This is a genomic window from Burkholderia metallica (assembly GCF_902832845.1).
Lineage (GTDB): Bacteria > Pseudomonadota > Gammaproteobacteria > Burkholderiales > Burkholderiaceae > Burkholderia > Burkholderia metallica.
Genome location: NZ_CADFDB010000006.1, coordinates 323,398 through 347,349, shown reverse-complemented (window position 1 = coordinate 347,349; position 23,952 = coordinate 323,398). Strand labels below are relative to the sequence as shown.

Annotated in this window: 27 protein-coding genes; 14 read left to right on the top strand and 13 right to left on the bottom strand. The window is 66.8% G+C overall.

Going from position 1 to position 23,952, the window contains the following annotated elements; all coding sequences use genetic code 11:
- Positions 1 to 55: 55 nt before the first annotated feature.
- Positions 56 to 2,434, bottom strand: a complete 2,379-nt coding sequence (locus tag HWX08_RS19160; protein WP_174920194.1) for a DNA polymerase II — start codon at positions 2,432 to 2,434, stop codon at positions 56 to 58.
- A 352-nt stretch (positions 2,435 to 2,786) separates the two neighbouring features.
- Here HWX08_RS19160 and HWX08_RS19155 point away from each other — a divergent pair, with 352 nt between their 5' ends.
- From HWX08_RS19155 to HWX08_RS19120, 8 genes are all read left to right on the top strand, one after another.
- On the top strand, positions 2,787 to 3,071 hold the full coding sequence (locus tag HWX08_RS19155) for a hypothetical protein (protein WP_069258954.1): 285 nt from the start codon (positions 2,787 to 2,789) through the stop codon (positions 3,069 to 3,071).
- Between the two features lie 273 nt (positions 3,072 to 3,344).
- Entirely contained in the window at positions 3,345 to 3,548 is a 204-nt protein-coding gene (locus HWX08_RS19150; RefSeq protein ID WP_069258955.1) for a cold-shock protein, read from the top strand.
- 233 nt (positions 3,549 to 3,781) lie between these two features.
- Positions 3,782 to 3,937 carry a hypothetical protein gene (locus HWX08_RS19145; protein WP_174920196.1) on the top strand — a complete coding sequence of 52 codons (156 nt, stop codon included), beginning with the start codon at positions 3,782 to 3,784 and terminating at the stop codon, positions 3,935 to 3,937.
- 411 nt (positions 3,938 to 4,348) lie between these two features.
- Positions 4,349 to 4,627: a hypothetical protein gene (locus tag HWX08_RS19140; protein WP_069258956.1), complete on the top strand. Its 279-nt coding sequence runs from the start codon at positions 4,349 to 4,351 to the stop codon at positions 4,625 to 4,627.
- Positions 4,628 to 4,674: 47 nt separating this feature from the next.
- On the top strand, positions 4,675 to 4,884 hold the full coding sequence (locus HWX08_RS19135) for a hypothetical protein (RefSeq protein ID WP_069258957.1): 210 nt from the start codon (positions 4,675 to 4,677) through the stop codon (positions 4,882 to 4,884).
- 34 nt (positions 4,885 to 4,918) lie between these two features.
- The gene (gene rpsU, locus HWX08_RS19130; protein ID WP_069258958.1) at positions 4,919 to 5,131 is read left to right on the top strand and encodes a 30S ribosomal protein S21; all 213 of its coding nucleotides are present in this window, start codon (positions 4,919 to 4,921) and stop codon (positions 5,129 to 5,131) included.
- Positions 5,132 to 5,140: 9 nt separating this feature from the next.
- The gene (locus tag HWX08_RS19125) at positions 5,141 to 5,347 is read left to right on the top strand and encodes a hypothetical protein (RefSeq protein WP_069258959.1); all 207 of its coding nucleotides are present in this window, start codon (positions 5,141 to 5,143) and stop codon (positions 5,345 to 5,347) included.
- Between the two features lie 50 nt (positions 5,348 to 5,397).
- The gene (locus tag HWX08_RS19120) at positions 5,398 to 5,712 is read left to right on the top strand and encodes a hypothetical protein (RefSeq protein WP_107310704.1); all 315 of its coding nucleotides are present in this window, start codon (positions 5,398 to 5,400) and stop codon (positions 5,710 to 5,712) included.
- A 96-nt stretch (positions 5,713 to 5,808) separates the two neighbouring features.
- Here HWX08_RS19120 and HWX08_RS19115 read toward each other — a convergent pair whose 3' ends face one another.
- Complete coding sequence (locus HWX08_RS19115) at positions 5,809 to 7,383, bottom strand: EAL domain-containing protein (RefSeq protein ID WP_244122723.1); 1,575 nt, start codon at positions 7,381 to 7,383, stop codon at positions 5,809 to 5,811.
- A 318-nt stretch (positions 7,384 to 7,701) separates the two neighbouring features.
- Here HWX08_RS19115 and HWX08_RS19110 point away from each other — a divergent pair, with 318 nt between their 5' ends.
- Complete coding sequence (locus HWX08_RS19110) at positions 7,702 to 8,094, top strand: hypothetical protein (protein WP_244122722.1); 393 nt, start codon at positions 7,702 to 7,704, stop codon at positions 8,092 to 8,094.
- 35 nt (positions 8,095 to 8,129) lie between these two features.
- Here HWX08_RS19110 and HWX08_RS19105 read toward each other — a convergent pair whose 3' ends face one another.
- Positions 8,130 to 8,435 carry a hypothetical protein gene (locus HWX08_RS19105; RefSeq protein WP_174920200.1) on the bottom strand — a complete coding sequence of 102 codons (306 nt, stop codon included), beginning with the start codon at positions 8,433 to 8,435 and terminating at the stop codon, positions 8,130 to 8,132.
- 74 nt (positions 8,436 to 8,509) lie between these two features.
- Positions 8,510 to 9,556: an AraC family transcriptional regulator gene (locus tag HWX08_RS19100; RefSeq protein ID WP_174920202.1), complete on the bottom strand. Its 1,047-nt coding sequence runs from the start codon at positions 9,554 to 9,556 to the stop codon at positions 8,510 to 8,512.
- A gap of 94 nt (positions 9,557 to 9,650) precedes the next feature.
- Here HWX08_RS19100 and HWX08_RS19095 point away from each other — a divergent pair, with 94 nt between their 5' ends.
- A complete protein-coding gene (locus HWX08_RS19095; RefSeq protein ID WP_174920204.1) occupies positions 9,651 to 10,637 on the top strand; it encodes a sterol desaturase family protein in 987 nt (328 codons plus the stop codon).
- Here HWX08_RS19095 and HWX08_RS19090 read toward each other — a convergent pair.
- The 4 genes from HWX08_RS19090 to HWX08_RS19075 form a co-directional block, all read right to left on the bottom strand.
- Positions 10,634 to 11,008, bottom strand: a complete 375-nt coding sequence (locus HWX08_RS19090; protein ID WP_174920206.1) for a hypothetical protein — start codon at positions 11,006 to 11,008, stop codon at positions 10,634 to 10,636. The two genes, HWX08_RS19095 and HWX08_RS19090, sit on opposite strands and share 4 nt — an antisense overlap.
- Positions 11,009 to 11,246: 238 nt before the next feature.
- Positions 11,247 to 12,872, bottom strand: a complete 1,626-nt coding sequence (locus HWX08_RS19085; protein WP_174920208.1) for a histidine-type phosphatase — start codon at positions 12,870 to 12,872, stop codon at positions 11,247 to 11,249.
- Between the two features lie 182 nt (positions 12,873 to 13,054).
- Complete coding sequence (locus tag HWX08_RS19080) at positions 13,055 to 13,489, bottom strand: HAD family hydrolase (RefSeq protein ID WP_107310709.1); 435 nt, start codon at positions 13,487 to 13,489, stop codon at positions 13,055 to 13,057.
- A gap of 326 nt (positions 13,490 to 13,815) precedes the next feature.
- Positions 13,816 to 15,174 (bottom strand): NAD(P)/FAD-dependent oxidoreductase, encoded by a 1,359-nt coding sequence (locus HWX08_RS19075; protein ID WP_174920210.1) that lies wholly within the window; start codon positions 15,172 to 15,174, stop codon positions 13,816 to 13,818.
- 100 nt (positions 15,175 to 15,274) lie between these two features.
- Here HWX08_RS19075 and HWX08_RS19070 point away from each other — a divergent pair, with 100 nt between their 5' ends.
- A complete protein-coding gene (locus HWX08_RS19070) occupies positions 15,275 to 16,228 on the top strand; it encodes a LysR family transcriptional regulator (RefSeq protein ID WP_174920212.1) in 954 nt (317 codons plus the stop codon).
- A 34-nt stretch (positions 16,229 to 16,262) separates the two neighbouring features.
- On the opposite strand, the gene HWX08_RS19065 is transcribed toward HWX08_RS19070, so the two are convergent.
- The gene (locus tag HWX08_RS19065; protein ID WP_069258968.1) at positions 16,263 to 16,466 is read right to left on the bottom strand and encodes a hypothetical protein; all 204 of its coding nucleotides are present in this window, start codon (positions 16,464 to 16,466) and stop codon (positions 16,263 to 16,265) included.
- A 193-nt stretch (positions 16,467 to 16,659) separates the two neighbouring features.
- Between HWX08_RS19065 and HWX08_RS19060 the strand changes: the two genes are divergently transcribed.
- Both HWX08_RS19060 and HWX08_RS19055 read left to right on the top strand, forming a co-directional pair.
- Positions 16,660 to 17,577, top strand: coding sequence for an AraC family transcriptional regulator (locus tag HWX08_RS19060; RefSeq protein ID WP_174920214.1), 918 nt, complete (start codon positions 16,660 to 16,662; stop codon positions 17,575 to 17,577).
- Between the two features lie 252 nt (positions 17,578 to 17,829).
- A complete protein-coding gene (locus HWX08_RS19055) occupies positions 17,830 to 18,717 on the top strand; it encodes an NmrA family NAD(P)-binding protein (RefSeq protein WP_174920215.1) in 888 nt (295 codons plus the stop codon).
- Between the two features lie 28 nt (positions 18,718 to 18,745).
- Here HWX08_RS19055 and HWX08_RS19050 read toward each other — a convergent pair whose 3' ends face one another.
- Both HWX08_RS19050 and HWX08_RS19045 read right to left on the bottom strand, forming a co-directional pair.
- Positions 18,746 to 19,948, bottom strand: coding sequence for a benzoate/H(+) symporter BenE family transporter (locus HWX08_RS19050; RefSeq protein WP_174920217.1), 1,203 nt, complete (start codon positions 19,946 to 19,948; stop codon positions 18,746 to 18,748).
- A 183-nt stretch (positions 19,949 to 20,131) separates the two neighbouring features.
- A complete protein-coding gene (locus tag HWX08_RS19045) occupies positions 20,132 to 21,157 on the bottom strand; it encodes a fatty acid desaturase (RefSeq protein ID WP_174920219.1) in 1,026 nt (341 codons plus the stop codon).
- 302 nt (positions 21,158 to 21,459) lie between these two features.
- Here HWX08_RS19045 and HWX08_RS19040 point away from each other — a divergent pair, with 302 nt between their 5' ends.
- Positions 21,460 to 22,284 carry a phosphate/phosphite/phosphonate ABC transporter substrate-binding protein gene (locus HWX08_RS19040; RefSeq protein ID WP_069258973.1) on the top strand — a complete coding sequence of 275 codons (825 nt, stop codon included), beginning with the start codon at positions 21,460 to 21,462 and terminating at the stop codon, positions 22,282 to 22,284.
- Between the two features lie 65 nt (positions 22,285 to 22,349).
- Here the strand turns inward: HWX08_RS19040 and dbpA are convergent, their stop codons facing one another.
- Together dbpA and HWX08_RS19030 are read right to left on the bottom strand one after the other, a co-directional pair.
- Entirely contained in the window at positions 22,350 to 23,747 is a 1,398-nt protein-coding gene (dbpA, locus tag HWX08_RS19035) for an ATP-dependent RNA helicase DbpA (protein WP_069258974.1), read from the bottom strand.
- Positions 23,744 to 23,941, bottom strand: coding sequence for a hypothetical protein (locus HWX08_RS19030; RefSeq protein ID WP_059604979.1), 198 nt, complete (start codon positions 23,939 to 23,941; stop codon positions 23,744 to 23,746). The genes dbpA and HWX08_RS19030 overlap by 4 nt, the downstream gene beginning before the upstream one ends.
- Positions 23,942 to 23,952: the final 11 nt, after the last annotated feature.

Below are 23,952 nucleotides of genomic sequence, written 5' to 3'. Positions count from 1 at the left end.
TCCGCGACTGCAGTGTTTCCGAACGAGCAAGAGTGGGCAGCGCGGCGGCGTTGCATCAGTCGCCAAACAACTGCCCCTGCCCGGAGATCACGCGTTCGAAATCGTCGCGCAGGAACGGCAGGATCGCGTCGGCCACGGGCTGCAACTGGCGGTTCAGGTAGAACGCATAGTCGATCGGCGAGCGCATCGTCTCGAGCGGCTCGGGGCCGGCCGTCGTCATCACGTAGCTGATCCAGCCGCCCCGCTGATACTGCAGCGGCCGGCCATGCGCGAGGTTGAACTCGTCGGCGATCCGTGCCGCGCGCACGTGCGGCGGCACGTTGCGCTCGTATTCGCGCAGCGGCCGGCGCACGCGCTTGCGGTAGACGAGCTGGTCGTCGAATTCGCCGGCGAGCGTGCGCCGCACGGTGTCGCGGATGAAATCCTGGTACGGCTCGCGGCTGAACACGCGCCGGTACAACTCGCGCTGGAACTGCTGCGCGAGCGGCGTCCAGTCGGTGCGCACCGTTTCGAGCCCCTTGAACACGAGATCCTCGCCGCCGTCGGCCGCCGCCGCGAGGCCCGCGTAACGCTTCTTGCTGCCTTCTTCCGCGCCGCGCACGGTCGGCATCAGGAAGCGGCGGTAGTGCCGCTCGTACTGCAGTTCCAGCGCGCTCTCCAGCCCGAACTGGTCGCGCAGGTGCGCGCGCCACCAGCGGTTCACGTGCTCGACGAGCGCGCGGCCCTTCGCGCCGGCTTCGTCGTCGTCGTGCGCGCGGCCGAGCCACACGAACGTCGAATCGGTATCGCCGTAGATCACTTCGTACCCCTGCGCTTCGATCAGTGCGCGCGTGCGGTGCATGATCTCGTGCCCGCGCATCGTGATCGACGATGCGAGGCGAGGGTCGAAGAAACGGCAGCCCGTCGAGCCGAGCACGCCGTAGAACGAGTTCATGATGATCTTCAGCGCCTGCGACAGCGGCGCGTTGCGCTGCCGCTTCGCATCGTCGCGGCCTTCCCACACGCGGCGCACGATGTCGGGCAGGCAGTGCGCGGTGCGCGAGAAGCGCGCGCCGAGGAAGCCGGGCACCGACGCGTCGTCGCCGGGATTCGCGAGCCCTTCGATCAGCCCGACCGGATCGATCAGGAACGTGCGGATGATCGACGGATAGAGGCTCTTGTAGTCGAACACGAGCACCGAGTCGTACAGCCCGGGGCGCGAATCCATCACGAAGCCGCCGGGGCTGTTCTGCCCCGTCACGTCGCCGAGGTTCGGCGCGACATAGCCGAGCCGGTGCATGCGCGGCAGGTACAGGTGCGTGAACGCCGCGACCGACCCGCCGGTGCGATCGGCCGCGAGGCCCGTCACGCTCGCGCGTTCGAGCGCGAAGGACAGCAGGTCGGCCTTGTCGAAGATGCGCGTGACGAGTTCGCAGTCCTTCAGGTTGTAACGCGCGAGCGCCGGCTTGTCGTGATCGAAGCGGCGCTGGATCTCGTCCATCCGCTGGTACGGGTTGTCGATCGACTTGCCTTCGCCGAGCAGCGTCTGCGACACGTATTCGAGGCTGAACGACGGGAACGTCCACGTCGCGGATTTCAGCATGTCGATGCCGTCGAGGATCAGCCGGCCGGCCGCACCCGCGAAGAAGTGGTCGGGCTGCTGGCCGTGCGCGCGCCAGTCGAGCACGCTGCCGCCGCGCCCGAGCTTCAGCGGTATGCCGTACTGCTCCGAATGCGCATGCAGGATGCGCAGGTCGAACTGCACGAGGTTCCAGCCGATCACCGCGTCGGGATCGTGTTCGTCGAACCATTCGTTGAGCCGCGCGAGCAGCGCGGGCCGGCTGTCGCAGTAGTCGAGGCGGAAGTCGATGGCGTCGGCGTGCGCGTCGCCGTTCGGCGGGCCGAGCATGTAGACCTGACGCTGCCCGCAGCCTTCGAGCGCGATCGAATACAGCTCGCCGTGGACGCTGGTTTCGATGTCGAGCGACACGCAGCGCAGCGCCGGCCGATAGCCGGTCGCGGCTTTCAGTTCGGCGGCGGTCAGCGTGCCGTCGGGGCCGGGCTGTCCGCGAAACTGCACGCACGCGGTGATGAAGCGCTCCATCGCGTAGCGGTCGGGCGGCTGCACGTCGGCTTCGTAGACGTCGACGCCGGCCGCCGCGAGGCGCTTCTGCAGGCCGGTCAGATGGCGGTAGCGCTTGCAATAGAGGCCGACGACGGGGCGCCGCCGGAAGTCGCGCAGCGCGAGCGGGCGCAACTCGGCATCGCGCTCGCCGGCCAGCGCGCGCTCGGCGAGCGCCTGCTGTTCGGCCGGAATGAACGCGACGGCTTCCTGCGGGCGCAACCGCACGCGGCGCGGACCGTTTCCGGTTGCCAGCCAGAACTCGATCTCGATGCCGGATGCGGTGTCCCGCCAGTGGCGGGTGAGGATGAAACCCTGCTCGAACGCCGTCAAAACGCTTGCTCGTCGTGGATGCCCAGGCGGCGGATTTTAGCGCTTGGACGACGGCTGTGCCGGGATCGCGCGCAATGGCACCAGGCGGCAGGAACGCGCGGTGCGATGCGCGATTCGGTGCGTGCCGCGTTGGCGGGTCGAAGCAGGGGTTCGGGTTGCCGCGAAGGTGTGCGCGGCGGCGGCAGCGCGTATAGTGGGGCAAGCCTTGTCGCCGGTTCCGTGAACGGTCGTCGCATTCAGCGGCGACATCGTCAGGGCGTCGGGTCGCGCAGCGGCGTGGATGCTCCAGTCGACCTTGAAGCAGGCCGCCCCTTGGCCTGCACGAACCGGATCCGGACAAAACGGCGGCCCCATGAAAATCGATCACAGCTCCATTCCCTGCTATCTCGTCCTGCGTGCCGGCTCGCCCCCCTATGTATTGAATGCGGACCGTCTGGTGCTGCGCCGCCAGGCCAGCCCGTTGCTGCATGCGTTTGCGCGAGCGCGCGGCGGGTTCGCCCATGTCGACGACGTCGCGTGGAACGTCTTCTCCGCTGCCGAGGGCCTGTCGGTGGTCGAGCGTCGGGAAACCGGGTTCTTTGCGCTGATCAATGGAACCGAGACCGAGCATCAACTGCGTTTGCTGGCCACCCTCTGACGGGGTCGCAGGAATGTCTGCGGTCGGCGCCCGCTTCTCCAGTCCGGGCATCGAACGGCGAGTGCCGGCCCGCTGCCGCGTGGTCTGCCCCTCGTCGAAAGCGCTTGACACACTCTGTGATGGCACGTACTGTCGCTTGCTGAAGTCTTCAAGAAGCGCGATTGCTGCTCATCATCGACCGCAGCCTGCGGTATTCGTTGTCCTCTCCCTCCTTGATCCATTTCCCGCGTCCGCTTGGGGCGCATTTGCTCGTCCATTTTCAGGAGATCCAACATGGATACCGGTACCGTCAAGTGGTTCAACGATAGCAAGGGCTTCGGCTTCATCACGCCCGACAAGGGCGGCGACGATCTGTTCGCGCACTTCTCCGAGATTCGCGGCGACGGCTTCAAGACGCTCGCCGAAGGCCAGAAAGTCAGCTACGAAGTGAAGAACGGCCCCAAGGGCCTGCAGGCGTCGAACATTACCCCGCTGTAATCGCCTGAGCGTTTCGCCTCGTTCACGAAGCGGCACGTCACCGCCGCTTCTTGCGCCCCGCGCCGTTGTCGCGGGCGCCACGTATCCCGATGCAGGCCCGCCAGGGCCGGCCGTTTCGCATCGGGATGCCGAATCCGCGTGAAGGCCGATGCGTCAACCGCCTTCGCAGCACGTGCATGACCGGACGAGCCGCGCTCGTCCGATCGTGCACGCGGCGCACCAGGAGAGTCCGCATGACCCGAATTCAATCCCGCAGCAACAAGGCGCCGCCGCGCATCAAGCAGGCCATGATGCTGCCCAGGCTCGGTACGGCACTGAACTGGGTGCCGCCCACGCCGGCCTCGGCCACGCAATCGCGTTCGACCAAACGCACGCCGGCTGCGCAATAGCGATCGGACCCCTCCCGTACGACGAAAGGCGGCTACCGCCCGCTTCGCCACGAACGCGATGCGCGACGGCGGCCGGATCGCGGCCGCCTTCGTCCGGACCAGACGGCGCCCTTCGCTCGATACGTCGCAGCCCGAGGTCGTGCGTGTGCCGGGATCGCCGTGCGCTGTCCTGCGCGGTCGTGCGTAATCCGGAATAAGTCGGGCGCTCGGCAGGCGATGCGCGTATGATGGGTCCATCCGATCGAACCGCGTCGTCCGGTCGTTCGCTCCTCCCGCTATCCGCTGCTGCATCGCCCCGCCTCCGCGCTGCAACGTTGTCCCTTTCATCCCCCTGGCCCGCCCCGCAACCGGGATGCCGGCCGGCTGTGTTCGCCCGTGCGATGTGTCGCGGCCGAACGTCAGGAGCCTGTCATGAGCATGCATATCTACCGTGGATTCGAGATCTATCCACTGATTTATCCCCACGTGTCGGCGCCGGATGGCTGCTCGCACAACTACGATGCCGGCTTCGATGCGGCGGTCAAGATTTGCCTGCGCGGCGATACGTCGACGTCCAGCCAGACGTTCAGGTTGCGCGACAACGGCCCGTTCGGTAGCGCCGGCGATGCGCGTCGTGCTTCGGTGCGCTACGCGGAAAACTTCATCGACGACAATCGCGACAAACAAGGGTTCCTTTCCGGTACGCCTTGACGTGAACCGTCGAAGCACCACGGTGTGTCTTCAATTTGGAGGTCTAAATGATCATCGACGAACTGCTCGGTTTGATCAGGCGGAATGAGGTCATTCGGACCGACGCCGTCCTGCCCGCCGGAATAGGCGATTCAGCACGGTGCCATCAGCAGGAGCTACAGATGTTCGTGGCGGTACGCGCATTGACGATCGGGGCCGGATATTCGGAGTTCGAGTCCGACGAGATAGCGAGCGCCGTCATGACGCGACTCGGCTAGGCCTCCGTTCAACCATTCGAAAAACAGGATAACCATGACGACCGTTACGCTGAAGATCAATGAGCCGATCGATGTCGCGCTGCGACGATTCCGTCGCACCATCGAGAAAACCGGGCTGATTCGGGAGTTGCGCAGTCGCACCGGCTATGAAAAGCCCACGACGGAACGCAAGCGGAAAAAGGCGAGCGCCGTCGCCAGGCAGCGTCTGCGGGCGAAGCGCATGTTGCCGCCGCGCAAGATGTACTAGGAGCGCATCGTGTACAACCTGCCGGCGGAGGTACCCCCGTTTTTCCCCCTGACGAAATGCGAAGTCGATCTCGATCGGACGAAGGACATGGTGACGCTGCTGCCGAGCTTCTACGCGTTCGGATGCGAGTACACCAGCCGGGGTTTTCTGATCGGACGCGACGATGCGTTCAAGTTGATTGCCGCGATCGAGAAAGCGCTCAGCATCCAGGGATGAGCTGGCGACGGCACACACACCCGCGGGCATCGTCAACCAAAAGACCAACCATGCGCGTCGCGACGAAGTACGTGGATCTGCTGTATTTCCTGGTGGTGCTGCAACTCGTCACGCAAAGGCAGAATCGCGAGTGGCTGTCGCCGTTTCAACTCGTCGAATCGCTGCAAGGGTGGCTGGTGATCCATCGTGCGAAATGTGACTGGCGCGATCGTGTCTGGATAGGCCATGCTTCTCTTCAGATCGCGAAGTCGGTCCGCCCGGTCGGCAATGCCGAACTGGCGGAGGCGGATGCTCCACCCGATGCGCTGGCAGATCGCTCGAGTGTGCGGATGAAGTGCATCCGCTATCTTCGGGAACATGTCTGAGCGGGTTGCGCTCTCACGGCCGGCACTCGCGTTCCCTGTTCATCGGCATCGCGATCGCGCAGCGACAGGCTGGCGAACGGGCCCAGGGCAACGCCGCTACGCCGACATCCGCACGAAATCCTGCTTCAAATGCTCCATGCGCTGGGGCCGCTGATACAGATATCCCTGCGCATACTGAATCCCGACCGCATGCAGCGCGCGATGCTGCACTTCGGTCTCCACGCCCTCCGCGATGATCTTCAGATCGTAGTGGTGCGCAACGGACGCGATCCCCTCGATCAACCCTGCGCTGCCGCCGTTCAGTTGCGACACGAACTGGCGATCGATCTTCACGTAGTCGAACGGAAAGCGCGACAGCATGTCGAGATTGCTGTGATGCGTGCCGAAATCGTCGATCGCGAACTGCGCGCCTTTTGCCCGCAGCGCATGGAAGATCGCGGTGGTCCGCGGGTTCTTCTCGAGCAGGATGCGCTCGGTCACTTCGAGCACCAGCGTAAAGCCCGACGGCAGCGCGCGGATCGCGTCCTCGACGACGGACACGAACCGCGTGCGCTCGAGATCCTTCGGCGCGATGTTGACGGCGATGCGCAGCGGTGCGGACGGCGTCAGCGCGGACAGCTCCGACACCGCTGTCCGCAGCACGAACTCGGTGATTTTCGGCAGCACCGTGCTCGATTCGACCTGCGGAATGAACGCGGCCGGGCTGATCGCCCCCCACTTGGGATGCTGCCAGCGCAGCAGCGCCTCGACACCGACGGTCCTGCGCGTGTCGACATCGACGATCGGCTGGTACACGACATGGAGTTCGTCGCGCCTGAGTGCGTTGCGCACGGCTTTCAGCAGCAGGCGGCGCGGCGCCATCGCCAGCAGGTAGGCCGCGATCATGAGGCCGTCCGCCAGCAGTGCGATCGTGATGCCGATCAGCCGATAGCGCTGCCGGACCTGCGACGCATGCTGTGCGGATGCGGCAACCTGCACCGTGAACGGCCAGTGAGGCGACACGATCCTGCTTCCGCCTGCGGGTTCCACGGCTGATTCCGGCGAAAACTTCCCGCGCTGATCGAGATGGCCCGATCCCGCGATCGACAGCGTCGCGGTTTCCGTCCCGTAGCGCGCGCCGTGCGCGAGCGCGTCGGCCACGTAGTCGCCTTCGATCAGGTAGAGCACACCCGCACCGGGCGCGGTGGCGTAGAACACGGGCAGCACCGGGATGCCCTGCTGGAACGGCGTCTGGCGCAGCAGCGTGACGAGCGTCGATCCGGGTTCGGGCTCGTGCGTGTATGCGCCGAGCGGCAAGTCGATCGACCCCAGTGCCGACGAGCACATGACGCGGCCGTCGTGCACCAGCGCGACGGCGCGCAGGTAGCGCAGGCGCGTGGCGATCTCGGCGAGCGTCCGGAAGACTGCCGGGCATGGCTGCCCGACGAGCGCGGTCAGCTCGTCCACATGTCGCAGGCGTGCGCCGTCGAGGATGCGGTCCACCGAGGCGACGATGTCGTCCGCGACGACTCGTTCATGCCGGGTGACGGTATCGCGCGCGTAGCGGTCGGCCAGCACGATCGCGCAGGCGGGCACGAGCACGCAAACGATTACTATGACGAAAAAGACGACTCGCGGCCACGCACCGCTGCGCTGGAAAACTGCCTTCGAGCCTGGCGTGAACGCCGACATTCCCGCGGTTGCCTTTGGTGTTGTGTATAGAAAGAGGCAAGTCGAACCGGTCGACATACGAACGGCGCGCACGCGTGATGCCCGGGTCGGGCGTTGGGCGCGCCGGTATCGCGATACGAGCGATTCTACGGTCGCGACGGGAGGTGCCGCAGCCCCGTTGCGATCGGCCATTCATTTCGGCGGCTTGCCTCCATGAACGTGCGCACACGGCGCAGGCAGGCGTAGCGGACCGAAAAAAACCCCGGCCGCAGGGTCGTGCGGCCGGGATGAAAGAACACCGTCTCTTGGCACGAGGATGGTGCGCCGCAAGTATAAGATGTGACGAGCTATTGCGAAATATTGTTATTCAACGATGCGTGTACTTTTGTGATTGTGTCTCAAAAAGAAACACTCTTGCGCGTCCGGAGCGTCGGGATGGAAAAAAATACCGTGCCCACGGTCACCGTGACCGATGGTGCAGCCGCAGCCGATGGCGGGTCGCTGTGGATCCGGATCGACGTGAACCGGCAGGCCCGTCACTACGTGCTCGACCGCGCGCTCGCTTCGCGCGGTACGCCGCGCTACAACACCGTCAGCGGTGAACACGGGCCGCTTTCGAAAGGTGAGCGAAAGGAATTGCTCGCGCTGCTGCGCAGCATTGCCGACCCTGCGATGTGGGCCGGCATGGTCGGCACGTTCATTCAGGTGCTGCAGGCGTCCGACGGCGAGTGAACGGTACGGCGCCGGCGCGTCGTGGGAGCCGCGATTCAGAAATCGTCGCGCATCTTGCGGAGCAGGTCGCCGCCCGACTGATGGGTGTCCACGGCGGTGAGGACATCGGTCAGGAACCACGGCAGGTTCAGTTGCGTATCGGAATCGCCCACGCATACGCGGATCGGCGGCGCCTTCGACGGCGAGCGGGTGTCGCGCATCGCGTCGCGGGACGGGACGCAGTTTTTCCCGTGCGCCTGAACGGGAGCCGGCCCGGCGCTGCCCGATGGCGCACCGGCGGCGGCCGGCAAGCTGAAGGCGGCCAGCAGGGTCAGGATGGCGGCAGCGGCAATGCGTTTCATGGGATTCTCCGGCGATGCCCGTTCGACCGCGCGGGCGGACGCGAGTTCGTCGGCGGCACGCCTGCGCGTCGCACTCAACCGCGCGCGACGTTCGCTGCCCGCGCCGGTTGCCGGCTGCGCCATTGCTGCGGCGATTCGCCGGTCCAGCGCCGAAAGGCGCGCGTGAATGCGCTGTGTTCCGAATAGCCGAGCAGCCATGCGACTTCCGCGAGCGTCAGCCGCGGATCGTTCAGGTGGTCGATCGCGAGCCGCCGCCGCGTGTCTTCGCGCAGGGTCCGGAAGTTGAGCCCGAGTTCGGCAAGCCGGCGATGCAGCGTGCGCGACGACACGTGCAGATCCGACGCGATCTGTTCGATGCTCGCGTCGCCTTGCGTCAGCAGGCGCGCGACGGCTTCGCGCACCGACTGTTCGAGATCGTTCGTCTGCCGCAGCTCGGCAAGCAGCGCGCCCGCCTGGCGCTCCATCATCTGCAGCAGCGCGTCGTCCGGCTGGCGCAGCGGTTGGGTGAGCAGGTGCAGCGGAAACGCGAGGCGGTTCACCGGTTCGCCGAACCGTACCGGGCAGCCGAAATAGTCGAGGTACGGTTGCGTGTCGCCGGGCGGCGGATGCACGAAGCAGACTTCGTCGGGCCCGTGACGCGTGCCGGTGATGTTGCGCGCGAACTGGACGATGGCCGTGAGCGCGACTTCGTCGACGAGCGGGCCGAGCGGCTCGGGTGCGTCGTGCCATTCGATCGCGACCGACGTCGGCCCGACCCGCACTTCCATGCGCGCGACGTTCGCGATCAGGTGCTCGTATTGCTGCCAGCGCGCGAGTGCGGCGCCGGCATCGCGGCACGCATGCAGCGCGTAGCCGAGCGCGCCGAGGTGGGCGGGCGTGATCCGCTGGCCGACATGCAGGCCGAGCAGCGGATCGTCGAGTGCGCGCACGGCGCTTTCGAGCAGGCGCCGCCAGTGCGCGCTCGCGTACAGCGTGAGCCCGCGGTCGTCCTCGGGCGGCCGCGCCTCGCCGAGCACGCGCGCCGCGTCCTGGCCCTGCTCGGACAGATAGTCGAACAGCAGCCGCACGTAGGTGCTCGAGTAGTAGATGCGCTGCGTCGATAGCGGGGAGGCGGCGGGCATGGCGGAAAGTGTCAAGTAATCGTCGGCAAGTGTCAACGCGGGACGACCCGCGCGCGGCCATACTGCCGGTCGGTTCTTGAGCGAGGCCGCGAACATGCCGACCGAATTGATGACGTGGCTCCATGCGTTCCTGGGTAACGACGTGGACTGGAAGCAGGTGCTGCTGATCGGCATGACGCCGGTCTTCCTGATCGCGTTCGCGATCGAGTATGCGGTGATGACGGGGCGCGGCCGCCGCGAGCCGTTTCGCTGGAAGGAGATCGTCGCGAACCTGTCGCTCGGTGCCGGTTATCAGGTGGCCGAAACGGTGATGGGGCTCCTGTTCACGGGAGCGATCTTCGCGTGGGTCTATCGGCACCGGCTGTTCGACGTGCCGGTGAACGGCGCGACGATCGTGCCGATCGTCGTCGTCGTCGAGTTCTGCTACTACTGGTTTCATCGCACGTCGCACCGCGTGCGCTGGTTCTGGGCCGCGCACGTGCCGCATCACAGCGGTGAAGTGATGAACTTCACGACCGCGATGCGGCAGTCGCTGCTGAACGCGTTCGTCGGCGTGTTCGTGTTCTACCTGCCGCCGGTGTGGCTCGGCATTCCGCCTGCCGTCGTGCTGTTCCTGCTCGCGGTCGATCTCGCGTACCAGTATTTCGTGCATACCGAGGCGATCGGACGGTTGCCGCGCTGGTTCGAGTACGTGTTCGACACGCCGTCGAACCATCGCGCGCACCACGGCCGCAATCCGCGTTACATCGACAGGAACTACGGCGGCGTGCTGATCATCTTCGATCGCTTGTTCGGCACGTACGTCGAGGAAACGGAGCCGGTCGACTACGGGATCACGCAGCAGATTCGTTCGTACAACTTCCTGGTATTGAATCTGCACGAATTCGTCGACATGTGGCGCGACGTGCTCGCGCCCGGGCCGGTCGTGCAGCGGCTGAAACACCTGTGGATGCCGCCCGAGTGGGAGCGGCCGGGGCATCGGCCGATCCACACGTGGAGCGTCGAGCGCAAGGGCGAGGAGTCGGGATGCCCGGTCGAAACGGCCGAGCGCGGGGCGTCAATGCGCATTACCCGTTCTTAGCCGATCCGTGGCGAGCGATTGCGGAAGTAAAGATACGCGAGGCCAAGCGGCGCAATAAAAATGGCCAGGTACCAGCACAGGAACATGGTCATGAACTTGACGGCGAGCATCAGCAATGCGTTCACGATGAACATGTTGCGTCCGACGATGTAGTTCACGACGCTTTCGTAGACGAACCGGGCGTACGGGTAGAGTAGGCAACTGACCGCCATGTAACTCGACACCAGCGCGACCAGCCCGCCCGGCATGGTTGATTTCCCGAAGCTGGACGCGAAGACGAACAGCACGGGAAAGATCAGGCTGAAAAGAAAGTGACGGATATAGTAGGCGCGCGTGAGTCCGCCGAACGAGCGTGTGAGGATTGAGTGCATGTCATTCCCGATCGAAATTCAGGGTAACGACCACGCGCGCCAAAACTTGATAGAGCGCGAACACCTATTTTTATTGACCGCGCGGTGTTCGCGACTGCCGGTTATCGGTATTGAAGCGTTCGTGTCTCGACGGAGTCGTAGTCACGCGTTTTGCATGCGGGCTTGAAGAGCAAGGCCGACGCAACGACGTGGCAACATGGCGCGGGATGGCTTCGGTGCAGTCTCCGGTAATCGGGCGTCACTGATACCCGTAACACTGCTTCAACCCCGTGTAGTCGTAGAAGTGACTGCCCGGTGCGATCTTCGCGCCGTCGCACGCGGCCTGGAAATCCGTCTCGCGCTCGTTGTACAGCATCTTCACGATGAGACGCGAGCCGTTGCGATACACGTCCCACTGCATGTTCGCGGCCATCGGCGACACCTGGTCGCCGCGCCACGGGTTGTTCGCATACGTGTACGTCTGCGCCTGCGGCGTCGGCACGAACACGTTCTTCAGGTTCATGATCGACGCGAACGGAATCACGATCTCCGCATGCGTGAAGCGCAGCTTCGCGGCGCGGGTCAGGTCGCCGCGCGCGATCGCATCGACTTCGCCGAAGAAATCGTCCTGCAGCACCTTCGCCATCCGGTACGTGACGGGGTTCGCTTCCTGGATACCGGGCCCCTTCTGGTAGTAATCCTCGGCATCCTGCAGATACGCGAGATACTGCGCCTGCTCCGCACCGATGTACTTCTCCATCGTGACGCCGCCGGTTTCCGCCGTCATCGCGGGCGCAACCTGCAGCAGGTTGTACAGCACGTTCACCGCGTCGACGGCCGTCGCGATCTTCGTCTTGCCGTCTCCCTTCAGCGTGTTGGTGAACTTGCCGTCCGCCGACGTGAACGCATAGGTCCCCGTGTTCGCGAACGTATAACCGTCGGTGCCGAACTTCGCGATGAACGCGGGCGACACGAGCGCGGACAGCACCGTTTGCGAGACGTCGGTCGCCTGCGGCGCGGCCTTGATCGCGCTAAGCTTCGCGGCGACCGCCGCGTCGTTCGCATAGGCCTGGTACGCCTGGCTTGCCCGGTAGGTCGCGTAGTACGGATCGCCCGTATCGGTCACGAGATCTGTGGCCGGCTTCAGCGCGTGGAAATACAGCAGGAAACGGTTGGTGCCGGCCGGCTGCGCGGCCGGCGCGTTCGCGGGGTAGCCGGACGGCGCGGGCGGCAGCGTGATGGCGGAGGCCAGCGCCGGCTGCGCGGCGACGAGCGACGCGGAGAAAAACGTCGAGCTGTCGACCGCGCGGTCCTGCCCCGAGTTGACGACGACGACCTGCCGGTTGCCGGCCGCGAACAGCGCGGGCAGCCGCTGCGCGAGGCGCACGGCGAGTTGCTGGTGTTCGCGGATGCCGGTTTGCGTGAGGTTGCCGTACCCCGGCGTCGAGATGCCCTGCACGCCATAACCGAGCAGCGCATTGGCCTTCATCATCGCGTACGTATCGGCCTTGAGCTGCGCGCCGAGCGCGGTCAGCGCGCCGTCGGCCTCGGCCTTGACCAGCATCGCGTAGATCGCGCCGTCGTACTTGAAGCCGGACAGCCCGCGCGAGCCGTGGCGCGCGACGAGCTCGGTATAGACGGGCGCGTAGCCGGCGGGCGGCGCTTCGTACGTCGCGGTGTCCTGCTGCGGACGGTACGGCGTCTTCGTCTGGTAGTAAGTCGCGGGTGCCGGCGTGGGCTGCGGTTGCGGCTGCGGCTGCGGTGCGGGCGTCGAGCCGTTGTCGTCGGCCGAGGCCGTGGGCGGTGTCGAATCGTCTCCGCCACAGGCGGCGAGCAGCAGGCAGGTAATCGCGACGGCGGCGGCGGTGCGGATCGGGCGTGTCATCGTGGTGTGCAACGGGCGGGACGATGCGGGTGCGCGTCGTCCCGTCTCCGGGAGGGATCGGTCAAGCCCGGAAGTGTTGCAAGCTACTTTGACAGCAGAATGTCAGGATTCGGTCGGGCGATCGTCGGTTTGCCGCCGGATCGCGCGAGGCCGGCCGCCGCCGGCCCGTGTGCGGCCGTGCTTCAGTGCAGGCCGGCCGATGCGATCGAGCGCACGGTGTCGGTGATGTTCACGCAGCGCGACAGCCCGAAGTGCTCGGCTTCGCGGCGCTCCGGTTCGCTGCTCGCAATCGCCACCGCGCGTTCGGGCGGGACGCCGAGTGCTTGCAGCGCGATGTCGAAAGGATGCTGATTCGATCCGGAGTCCTGCTGATTGGCGTCCGTGACGACGACCGAGAAACGATCGAGGTTCGCGCGGCCGAACTGGCCTTCGAACATGTCGCTGAGCCGGGCGGCCGGCAGCGTCGTGACGAGACCGAGTCGATATCCTTCTTCCGATGCCCGGTCGAGCCACTGGATGATCGCGTCGCGTTGATGGCGCGATTCGTGTGAATCCGGTGTTGCTTCGATTTGCGCGAATGCAGCGTCGAGACGGGTGACGATGGCTTCGATAACCACGGTGATTCCTCTTCAGAAACGTGATGATCCGTTCGCCGACGGGAATGCCACACACCTTAGCGTCGATCCGGAAAACGCGACCAATTAATATTTATATGCGACTCATACGATTCGACTAATGAATCATGGGGTGAACCAACGTGGGCGCGGGATGCGTGTCATGCAGTACGTTCCTCTTGAATTGCATCGCATCGACGGCCTTCGATGCGATGCACCGGCGTGGCGCACGAACTGAATGCATCGGGCATATGCATATGAAAAGACGGCATATCGAGCGATGCACGCCCGATATGCCGTCGTGGGATGCCGCGTGCGAAGCGGCGCGATCAGTGCAGCTTGATCGACGGCTGGTTGCGGCTTTGCAGCCAGTGGCTCAGCGACTGGAACAGCGCGCGCTTCACGCCGACCACGCTGAACAGGTGCTTGCGATACAGGAACTTGTACAGTCCGATCGCGGCGAACCCGTCGACGATCAGCGAGCGCGGACGCACGCCGATGTCGGCCTGGTACACGGCGCCCGCATGCCCGAGCGACACGACGGTGCCCGCATCGCGGAACGTGAAGCCGGCCACCGGCTTGCCGGCGGCGCGGCGCGCGAACGCGTCGACCAGGTACACGGCCTGCTGGTACGCGACCTGCGCGCGCGGCGGCAGGAACCCGCTCGCGCCGGCCGTCGGGCACGCGGCGCAGTCGCCGAACGCATACACGTGCGGATCGTCCGGCGTCTGCAACGTATCGGTCACGATCACCTGATTCGAGCGATTGAGCGCGATGTCGCCGATCTCCCGCAGCATCGCGGGGCCTGCGACGCCGGCCGCCCAGATCGTGATGTCGCTCGCGAGCCGTTCGCCGGTCGCGGTCGTCACGGCGTTTGCGCCGACTTCCGCGACGCGGGTATCGGTCAGCACGTCGACGTTCAGCGCGCGAAGCTGCGCGTGCATCTTGCCGGACAGCCGCGCGTCGAGCGCCGGCAGGATGCGCGGGCCGCCTTCGATCAGCCGGATGTGCACGTCGCGCGCGGACACCAGTGCCTTGAAGCGGTACGTCGTCAGTTGCTGGATCGCATGCCGCAAGGCCGCGGCCAGCTCGACGCCCGTCGCGCCCGCCCCGATCACGTTGATGCAGATCGGCACCGCGCGCCGCGCGGGTTGCTGCTCGGCCGCGTGATTCGCCTTCGTGCAGGCCGCGAGGAACTTCCGGCGGAAATCCTCGGCCTGGTCGAGATTTTCGAGCGGCAGCGCGTGGCGCGCCGCACCCGGCACGTTGAAGAAGTTCGTCACGCTGCCCACGGCTAGCACGAGGTCGTCATAGCCGAGCTCGCGCTGCGGCAGGATTTCCGTGCCGTCCGTGTCGTGCACGGCCGCGATCGTCGCCGTGCGTGCCGCGCGGTCGACCCGTTGCAGCGCGCCCTGCACGAAACGGAAGCCGTGGCGCTTCGCCTGCGCCGCGTATTCGATCGTGTGGGAGGCCGGGTCGCGATGGCCCGATGCGGCTTCGTGCAGCAGCGGCTTCCAGAAGTGCGTCGGATAGCGGTCGACGAGCACGACTTCCGCTTGCCCGCGGCGTCCGACCGTATCGCCGAGACGCGTGGCGAGGTGCAGGCCGCCGGCGCCGCCGCCGACGATCACGATGCGCGGCAGGCGCGGTGCGCGGCCAGTTGCAAGGTTGGGCGTGGTGTTGTCCATGTTGGGCTCCCGCTGAATGACGATTCGGATGACATTGCTCAAGAACCGACGATATAGTTTCGAACCTACGCGAACAATTTAATGTTTATAAGCGACCCATATGTATTCACTTATAGGAAAGACCGCGACGTTCCGGCAGCTGAAGGCGCTGGACATGATTGCGCGGCTCGGCAGCGTGTCGCGGGCGGCCGAGGAGCTGAACCTGACGCAGCCGGCCGTGTCGCTGCAGGTTCGCCTGCTCGAGGAGGCGGTGGGCGCCGCGTTGCTGCAGCGGGTGGGGCGCGGCGTGCAACTGACCGCGGCCGGCGAGATCGTGTCGCGCTATGCGCGCGAGATCCTGCATCTGTGGAGCGAGGCCGGCGATGAAGTGGCCGCGCTGACCGGCGATCTCGGCGGCACGCTGCGGATCGGCGCGATCACGACGGCCGAGTACCTGATTCCGCCGCTGCTCGTGAAATTCACCGCGACGCGTCCGCATGTGAAGACCTATTTCAAGGTCGGCAATCGCGACGACATCATCCGCATGCTCGCGACGCATGAAATCGATCTCGCGGTGATGGGCAGCGCGCCGAAGGAGCTGCGCACGCATGCGGTCGAGTTCGCGAAGCATCCGATGGTGTTCGTCGCGGCGCCCGGCCATCCGCTGATGCAGCGCAAGCGCGTCGCGCTGAAGGATCTCGAATCCGCCCACCTGCTCGTGCGCGAACGCGGCGCGGGGACGCGCTCGACCGTCGAGAGCCTGTTCAAGAACGCCGGTCACCGGTTCCATGTGGGCTCCGAACTGTCGAGCAACGAAGCGATCAAGCAGATGGCCGAAGCGGGGCTCGGGGTTGCGTTCCTGTCGTTGCACGCGTGTGCGCTCGAACTGCGCACCGGGCTGCTCGGGCAACTGCCGTTCCCCGGCAATCCGATCGAGCGCGAATGGTATGTGGTCACGCTCGCCGACCGCCGCATCTCGCAGGTCACGGGGCTGTTCCGCGATTTCCTGATTAAGCAGGGTGCGCCGGTGATCGACGGCGCGACGGTCGCGCCGCACGAGCGGCGCCGCAAGTAGGCAGGCGACGGTGGTCGGGCGGCCGTGCGGCCGGTCAGACGAGCCCGAAGTCGTCGTTGCTGTCGGGGATCGACGCGAGCAGCCGTTCGAGCCGGTACCAGCCGACGATGCGCAGGCACCAGGCGGCGATCGTCGTGCGGGCGGTGCGGGAGCGGGAGCCGGATGACGGGCGGGGGGCGGCGGAAGGCGAGCGCGCGATGAACGCCGCGGATCGAACCACGCATGGATGATGGGGCATGACGGTCTCCGTAGGTGTCGGATGAGGCCATCGTAAGCGCCGCCGCGGCGGCCGGCGCGCACGCAAGGATGGCCCCGAGCAGAAACGGATGATCTTTTTCTGCTCGACCCGGCCGCGCCGCCTGCCGGCCCGGCAAGCGGCCCGAAAACGCGTCACAATGCGCGATCGACACCCCATCCACGGGAGGAAGGCCATGAGCGATGCGATTCTCGCGGCACCGACGGACAACGGCGTCCCGGTCAGCCTGCGCTCCAGCCGCGGGTTCGGCTGGCAGGGCTTCGGCGCGTCGCTGCTGGACATCCGCGCGGGCACGTACCGGATTCCGGCCGCCGATCATCACCGGATCGGCGTGCATATCGGGTCGCCCGTTCGCGCGGATTGCGTGTGCGACGGCGAGCGCGTGTCGCGCATCCAGGCGCATGGCGACGTCGACGTGATTCCGGCCGGCCTGCCCGGCCAATGGACCGACAGCGCCGACTGCCGGATCCTCCATATCGCGCTCAGCGACGCGTTCGTGCGGCGCACGGTCGAGCAGCTCGAGCTGAAGCCGTCGCAGGGGCAGATCCGCCGCCGGCTGCAGGTGCGCGACCCGCGCCTGCAGCACATCGCATGGGCGATGGCCGCCGAACTCGAAGCGGAAGACGCGTCCGATCCGCTCTATGCGGAAAGCCTGTGCACGGCGCTCGTCGCGCGGCTGGTCGACGGCCGGCCGGCGTTCCGCGAGCGCCGCCGTACGCTCGCGCCGAAGGCGGCCGCGCGTGTGATCGACTATGTCGAAGCGAACCTCGAGCGGCGCATGACACTGGCCGAACTCGCGGCGCTCGTGTCGATCAGCGTGCCGCATTTCAAGGTGCTGTTCCGCGAAACGCTCGGGATGCCCGTGCACCAGTACGTCGTGCGGCGCCGGGTCGAGCGCGCGAAGGCGTTGCTGCTCGAAGGCCGGCTCAGCATCAGCCAGATCGCGCTCGAAGCCGGATTTGCACACCAGAGCCACATGGCGAACTGGATGAATCGCGTGCTGGGCGCGACGCCGATGGAGATCGCGCGGTCGGGGGCGCGTGGGGGGCTGCGGCTGGCGTACGACGGTGACGGCGGCGAGAGCGTGGCGTAACGGCGCGACGGCGCCGCGCGGGAGACGACGTGTCGAGTTGGGTTCCGAGGCGATGCTCCAACAGGCTGTCGGGCAATTGCCGCGCGCGCGTTCGGCCGGCGGCAGACCGCACGATGCGAAGCGACAGGCAACGCGCACGGCAACGGCCATCGATCCCCGTCATCTTTTCCTGCTGTATTCATCCTTCCGTGTGCGCCGTGTCGTCCGCGCCACCCGACAATCACCCCACCTTCATTCCCCCAGGAGCGAATCGTGTTCGTGATCTTCGGTGCATCCGGCCATGTCGGCCAGTCGGCCGTAACAACCTTGCGCAACGCCGGTCATCCCGTGCGCGCGGTGTTGCACGACGCCCGCCATCGTGAACGTTTCGCGCGGCTCGGCTGCGACGTCGCGATCGCCGAACTGACGGACGCGAACGCGATCGCGTCGGCCATCGACGGCGCACAGGCCGTGCAGCTACTGTGCCCGGTGCCCGTCGCGGACCCCGATCCGGCCGCGACGAGGACGCGCACGATCGACGTCGCGACCGCCGCGCTCGCGGCCAACCCGCCGCCGGTACTGCTCGCGCTGTCGGACTACGGCGCGGAGCGCGACGGCAATACGGGCATCACGCGCCTGTTTCATGACTTCGAGGCACGGCTGAGGACGATCTCGACGCAGCTGACGCTGCTGCGTTCGGCCGAGCATCTGCAGAACTGGACGCGCGTGCTGCCGGTCGCGCTCGGCACCGGCGTGCTGCCGAGCTTTCATCACCCGGTCGGCAAGGTGTTCCCGACCGTCTGGGCGCCCGATGTGGGCGTCGTGGCGGCGCGGCTGCTGCTCGATGCGCCCGAAGGCGGCAGCGGGCCGCGCATCGTCAGCGTCGAAGGGCCGACGCGGGTGAGCGTGACGGCGATCGCCGAGACGCTCGCGGCGGCGGCCGGCCGGCCCATCGTCGCGCATGAGCTGCCGCGCGACACGTGGACCGCGACGCTGTTGCGCGCGGGGCTGAGCGAACGCCATGCGCAGTTGATCGTCGATCTCTACGACGTGCACAACGCCGGGCAGATCGACGTCGAGGCGGGCGTGTCGGAGCGGCTTTACGGGACGACGACGCTGGCCGACGCGCTCGCGCAACTGGTGCGCGGGCACGCGCGGTAAAAGAAGCGGCGGCGACGCGCGCGGCGCATCACGCCGGCCGCCGCACCTTGTTCAGTACCGCATACGAAAGCGACCCGATCACGATGCCCCAGAACGCGGAGCCGAGCCCGAGCCACGTCATGCCCGACGCGGTCGCGAGGAACGTGATCAGCGACGCTTCGCGGTGATTCTCGTCCTCGAAGATCCCGTGCACGTTCGCGCCGATCGCACCAATCAGCGCGAGCCCCGCGAGGATCGCGACGAATGCTTTCGGCAGCGCGAAGAACACCGTGACGATCGTGCCCGCGAACAGCCCGCCGATCAGGTAGAACGCGCCGTTCGCGAGCCCGGCGACATAGCGGCGGCGCGGGTCTTCATGCGCGTCCTTGCTGGTGCAGAGCGCGGCCGTGATTGCCGCGACGACGATCGTGATCCCGCCGAAGCACGCGACCACGAGCGACATCACGCTGGTTGCCGTGATGATCGGTCGCGCGGGGGTGTGATAGCCGGACACGCGCAGGATCGTCATGCCCGGCAGGAACTGGCCGGTGAGGCTCACGACGACGAGCGGCAGCGCGAGGCTGAGCGTCGTGCCGAGCGTCCACTCGGGCGCGATGAAGATCGGGTGCGCGAGGCTCGCCGACACGCTGCCGAGATGCGTCATCCCGAGCAGCGTCGCGAGCGCGGCGCCCGTGAGCAGGACGAGCACGATGCTGTAGCGCGGCAGCAGGCGCTTGAAGATCACGTAGGCCGCGATCATGCCGAACGCGAGCGCGGGCTGTTGCGACGCTGCCGCGAACGCATGCGTGCCGAACGGCAGCAGGATGCCGGCCATCATCCCGCACGCGATGCCGCGCGGAATGTGGCGCACGAGCCGGTCGAAATAGCCGGTCACGCCGATCAGCAGGATGATCAGCGCGGCCGTGATGTACGCGCCGACGGCCTGGTTGAGCGTCAGTTGCGGAAACAGGCCGACGAGCAGCGCGGTGCCTGGCGCCGACCATGCGGTGACGACCGGCACCTTCAGCTTCCAGCTGGCGTACAGGCCCGACACGCCCGCGCCGATCGAGATCGCCCATACCCACGACGACACCATCACGTCGGATACATGTGCCGCCTGCGCGGCCTGGAAGAAAATCGCGAGCGGGCCCGCGTAGGAAATCAATACCGCGAGAAAGCCCGCGGTCGTCGCGGAAACGGACCAGTCGTTGCCGATCGCGCGGATCGCGCCGGGCGGAGTGTTCGGTTGCATCGTCGTGGGAAAGTGCGGCGCGCGGCCGGGAACGGAGCCGGGGCGAATGATTGTTGGAAGCCCCGGACGAGCCGCCATTCTGCGCATGGCCGCCGTAATTGGCAATGCGCGGGCGCGAGAGACGTTGTCAGATTTTCGTAAGGAAGGTATGGCGGGCGGACGAATCGTCGCCTTCGCCGCACGTCACGTACTGATCTGCAACACCTCGTCGACCACCGCCACCTTCACGCCGCTTCCCGTCGACAACGATGCGGTGCCCTGGTCGAACGGATGCACGGGCGTATCGGTCGGCGTCCACGCGTGGCGCGCCAGCAGCTCGCGATACCCGCCGCGAATCACGAAGCCGCCGCATTTGTGCGCATACGCGTCGCGGCGCATCCGGTAAGCGCGCGGCAGGTCGTACCACGGCAGCTTCGGCAGGTCGTGATGAACGAGGTGATAGTTGTTGTTCAGGTACAGCAGCCGCATCGCGAAGCCGGCTTCGTTGATCGCGATACGCGCCTTCGGATGCGGCGCGGCGCGATGCTCGTACAGCGAGCGGATCATCGCGATCGACAACGCGGGCCACGTGACCGCGAGCAGGTAGTACCACCATGGCACGCCGATCACCCATTGCAGCCACGCGAGCAGTGCGGCCACGCAGGCGACGTGCGTTGCCCACATCGGCAGATAGCGGAAATCGCCGCGACGAAACGATGCGCATGCGTCGACGCCCATCGCGGCGATGCTCAGCGGCGGCCCGGCGACGAAGCGTCCGACGAAGGTCTTGCGGGCGGCAGTCAGCACGCGGCGCCAGCGCGGCAGCTGCGCCCAGCGCTCGCGCGTGACGTAGTTCGTTTCGGGATCGACGCCCGGCACGGTCAGGTCTTCGTCGCGATGATGGTCGAGATGCGTGTCGCGATACAGCGTGTACGGATACCAGACCGTCAGCGGCGGATAGCCGAGCAGCTTGTTCACGCGCGCGGAGCGCGTCGGATGGCCGTGCAGCAGCTCGTGCTGCAGCGACAGATGCCACGCGCCGAGCAGGATCAGCGGCGGTGTCGCGGCCGCGAGCGACAGGGTGCCGTCGCGCACGAGCAGCAGCACGGCGAGCCAGCCGCCGTAGATCGCGACGACCAGCAGCCAGGTCGGCCACTCGGTGCGCGCGGTGAAGCGGGTGTCGAGCGCGGCAATCGCACGCGCGTGGTCGACGTCGAAGTATTCGGCCATGGCGTTGAGGCGGGATTGAACGGGGCAATGCGGGGAACGCGCGGCTGAACCGGTGCGCTCGGCCCGGGTGCGCGGGTGTCTCGCGGATCACGGTCGGCCTGTCCCGGATCGCACGCGGTCGCGATGCGCGGGCAGGCATCCGGACGGTACCGGGATCGCACCGCGCGGCCAACCAATCGATTCGCATTTGCTTATCGTCGCGTGGCCGATAAGCTTCGGGCTCGTCGTGCGGCGTTCGGCCCCCGTTTTGCGGGGATCGAGCCGGGTTTCGCGTCGCGAGCGCCGATGCGTAGAATGCCCGCATGAGCTCATGGATCGCTGCCCTGCCGATGTACAACGTGACGCCGCGCCACGACGCGCTGTGGCGCGCGCTGCTGCGCGACGCGCTCGACGCGTTCGCGAACGCGGGCGGCCCCGCCGATGTCGCGCTGCCCGACGAACCGTTCGACGATCTGCATGCGCTGTGGCGGCGCGACGATCTGCTGCTGTCGCAGACCTGCGGCTATCCGTACCGGATGCTGGGGTTGCGCGATGCCGTGAGACTGATCGCGACGCCCGTGTTCGACGTGGACGGTTGCCGCGGCGCGCACTACAGCAGCGTGCTCGCCGTGTCGGCGCGTGCGCACGCGGACGGCGCGACGACGCTCGCCGCATGCCGGGGGCTGCGGGCCGCATTCAACGGAGAAGATTCACACAGCGGGATGAATGCGCTCCGGCATGCGGTTGCGCCGCATGTGCGCGACGGGCGGTTCTTCGGGTCGGTGACGGCGTTCGGCTCGCACCTGAACGTGCTGCGCGCGCTGGCTTCGGAGGAAGCCGATTGCGCGGCGATCGACTGCGTGACGTTCGCGTACGTGCGCGACGCGCTGCCCGAATTGCTGGCGGACATCCGGATCGTCGGGATGACGGCATCCGCGCCGGGATTGCCGTTCATCGCATCGCGCGCGCTAGAGCCCACGCAGGTCGCCGCTTTGCGGGATGCGCTCGACTTCGCGGTGGCGGCCGATGCGCAACGGGCGCGCGTGCTGAGGCTGAAGGGATTCGAACGGCTCTCGCCGGGCGATTACGACGCGATTGCGCGGTTCGCTGACGACGCGGCCGCGCACGGCTATCCGGAACTGGCGTGATGCGGGGGTAATGCGACGGAATGCAGCGCGGCGCGCAACGGTGCGACCGTCCGCGCCGCTTTCCGTCACTCTTCGTCCATCAACCGGACCTTGACCCGCTTGCCCTTGATCTTCCCCGCGTTGAGCTTGCGCAGCGCGTCGCGCGCGACGCCGCGCTCGATCGCGACGTAGGTCGAGAACTCGGTCACGTTGATCTTGCCGATCTGCTTGCCGTCGAATCCGGCGTCGCCGGTCAGCGCGCCGAGCACGTCGCCCGGGCGGATCTTGTCCTTGCGCCCGCCGAGGATCTGCAGCGTTTCCATCGGCGGCGTCAGCACGCCGTCGTCCGCCGGCTTCAGTTCCGCGAGCGGATGCCATTCGACGTCGCGCTTCTGCGCCTGCTCGATCGCGCCGACGCGGCCCATCTCGTCCATGCTCGCGAGGCTCAGTGCCCAGCCGTCCTGGTCCGCGCGGCCCGTGCGGCCGATGCGGTGCACGTGCACTTCGGGGTCGGGCGTCACGTCGACGTTGATCACCGCTTCGAGCTGCGCGATGTCGAGCCCGCGCGCGGCGACGTCGGTTGCCACCAGCACCGAGCAGCTGCGGTTCGCGAACTGGATCAGCACCTGGTCGCGCTCGCGCTGGTCGAGCTCGCCGTGCAGCGCGAGCGCATGGAAGCCCTGCGCATGCAGCACGTCGAGCAGGTCGCGGCACTGCTGCTTCGTGTTGCAGAACGCGATCGTGCTCACCGGCCGGTAGTGGTTCAGCAGCTGGCCCACCGCATGCAGCCGCTCGTCCTCCGTCACTTCATAGAAGCGCTGGCGGATCTTGCTGTTGTCGTGGCGTTCTTCGAGCTTCACTTCCTTCGGGTTGCGCAGGAACTGCTGGCTCAGCTTCGCGATGCCGTCCGGATAGGTCGCGGAGAACAGCAGCGTCTGGCGCGTGGTCGGGCACATCCGTGCAACTTTCGCGATGTCGTCGAAGAAGCCCATGTCGAGCATCCGGTCGGCTTCGTCGAGCACCAGCGTGTTCAGCGCGTCGAGCTTCAGGTTGCCGCGATCGAGGTGATCCATGATGCGGCCCGGCGTGCCGACGACGATGTGCGCGCCGTGTTCGAGACTCTGCGCCTGCGGGCGCATCGGCGTGCCGCCGCACAGCGTCAGCACCTTCACGTTTTCCTCAGCGCGCGCGAGGCGGCGCACTTCCTGCGCGACCTGGTCGGCGAGTTCGCGCGTCGGGCACAGGATCATCGCCTGCACGTCGAAGCGGCGCGCGTCGAGGCGCGCGAGCAGCGCGAGCGAGAACGCCGCGGTCTTGCCGCTGCCCGTCTTCGCCTGCGCGATCAGGTCCTGTCCGGCCAGCGCGACCGGCAGGCTCGCGGCCTGGATCGGCGTCATGTCGACGTAGCCGAGCTGCGCGAGGTTCGCGAGCGTGGCGGGCGTCAGCGGCAGCGCGCTGAACGGCGTGGCGGTCGGCTGGGTCATTCCACGTCTCCGAGGTAGGGGCGGCCTTCCATCTGCTCGTAGACGACGTTGCCTTCGTCATCTTCGAAGCGTTCGAGGTAGTTGCGCGCGCCGCACAGCGGGCAGCGGAACAGCAGCCCCTGGCCTTCGTCCTTGATGACGACGTCGGACTGTTCCCACTGCGTGCCGCAGCTCTGGTTTCGGCAGGTAAACAAGGTCTTTCTCC

Excerpts from the sequence above, each read along its gene's own strand:
- HWX08_RS19040 (WP_069258973.1), top strand. The coding sequence starts at position 21,460 with ATGAGCTCATGGATCGCTGCCCTGCCGATGTACAACGTGACGCCGCGC.
- HWX08_RS19045 (WP_174920219.1), bottom strand. The coding sequence starts at position 21,157 with ATGGCCGAATACTTCGACGTCGACCACGCGCGTGCGATTGCCGCGCTC.
- HWX08_RS19070 (WP_174920212.1), top strand. The coding sequence starts at position 15,275 with ATGTATTCACTTATAGGAAAGACCGCGACGTTCCGGCAGCTGAAGGCG.
- HWX08_RS19115 (WP_244122723.1), bottom strand. The coding sequence starts at position 7,383 with ATGTCGGCGTTCACGCCAGGCTCGAAGGCAGTTTTCCAGCGCAGCGGT.
- HWX08_RS19145 (WP_174920196.1), top strand. The coding sequence starts at position 3,782 with ATGACCCGAATTCAATCCCGCAGCAACAAGGCGCCGCCGCGCATCAAG.
- dbpA (WP_069258974.1), bottom strand. The coding sequence starts at position 23,747 with ATGACCCAGCCGACCGCCACGCCGTTCAGCGCGCTGCCGCTGACGCCC.
- HWX08_RS19120 (WP_107310704.1), top strand. The coding sequence starts at position 5,398 with ATGCGCGTCGCGACGAAGTACGTGGATCTGCTGTATTTCCTGGTGGTG.
- HWX08_RS19095 (WP_174920204.1), top strand. The coding sequence starts at position 9,651 with ATGCCGACCGAATTGATGACGTGGCTCCATGCGTTCCTGGGTAACGAC.
- HWX08_RS19085 (WP_174920208.1), bottom strand. The coding sequence starts at position 12,872 with ATGACACGCCCGATCCGCACCGCCGCCGCCGTCGCGATTACCTGCCTG.
- HWX08_RS19155 (WP_069258954.1), top strand. The coding sequence starts at position 2,787 with ATGAAAATCGATCACAGCTCCATTCCCTGCTATCTCGTCCTGCGTGCC.
- HWX08_RS19050 (WP_174920217.1), bottom strand. The coding sequence starts at position 19,948 with ATGCAACCGAACACTCCGCCCGGCGCGATCCGCGCGATCGGCAACGAC.
- HWX08_RS19140 (WP_069258956.1), top strand. The coding sequence starts at position 4,349 with ATGAGCATGCATATCTACCGTGGATTCGAGATCTATCCACTGATTTAT.
- HWX08_RS19135 (WP_069258957.1), top strand. The coding sequence starts at position 4,675 with ATGATCATCGACGAACTGCTCGGTTTGATCAGGCGGAATGAGGTCATT.
- HWX08_RS19090 (WP_174920206.1), bottom strand. The coding sequence starts at position 11,008 with ATGCACTCAATCCTCACACGCTCGTTCGGCGGACTCACGCGCGCCTAC.
- rpsU (WP_069258958.1), top strand. The coding sequence starts at position 4,919 with ATGACGACCGTTACGCTGAAGATCAATGAGCCGATCGATGTCGCGCTG.
- HWX08_RS19150 (WP_069258955.1), top strand. The coding sequence starts at position 3,345 with ATGGATACCGGTACCGTCAAGTGGTTCAACGATAGCAAGGGCTTCGGC.
- HWX08_RS19065 (WP_069258968.1), bottom strand. The coding sequence starts at position 16,466 with ATGCCCCATCATCCATGCGTGGTTCGATCCGCGGCGTTCATCGCGCGC.
- HWX08_RS19105 (WP_174920200.1), bottom strand. The coding sequence starts at position 8,435 with ATGAAACGCATTGCCGCTGCCGCCATCCTGACCCTGCTGGCCGCCTTC.
- HWX08_RS19100 (WP_174920202.1), bottom strand. The coding sequence starts at position 9,556 with ATGCCCGCCGCCTCCCCGCTATCGACGCAGCGCATCTACTACTCGAGC.
- HWX08_RS19075 (WP_174920210.1), bottom strand. The coding sequence starts at position 15,174 with ATGGACAACACCACGCCCAACCTTGCAACTGGCCGCGCACCGCGCCTG.
- HWX08_RS19060 (WP_174920214.1), top strand. The coding sequence starts at position 16,660 with ATGAGCGATGCGATTCTCGCGGCACCGACGGACAACGGCGTCCCGGTC.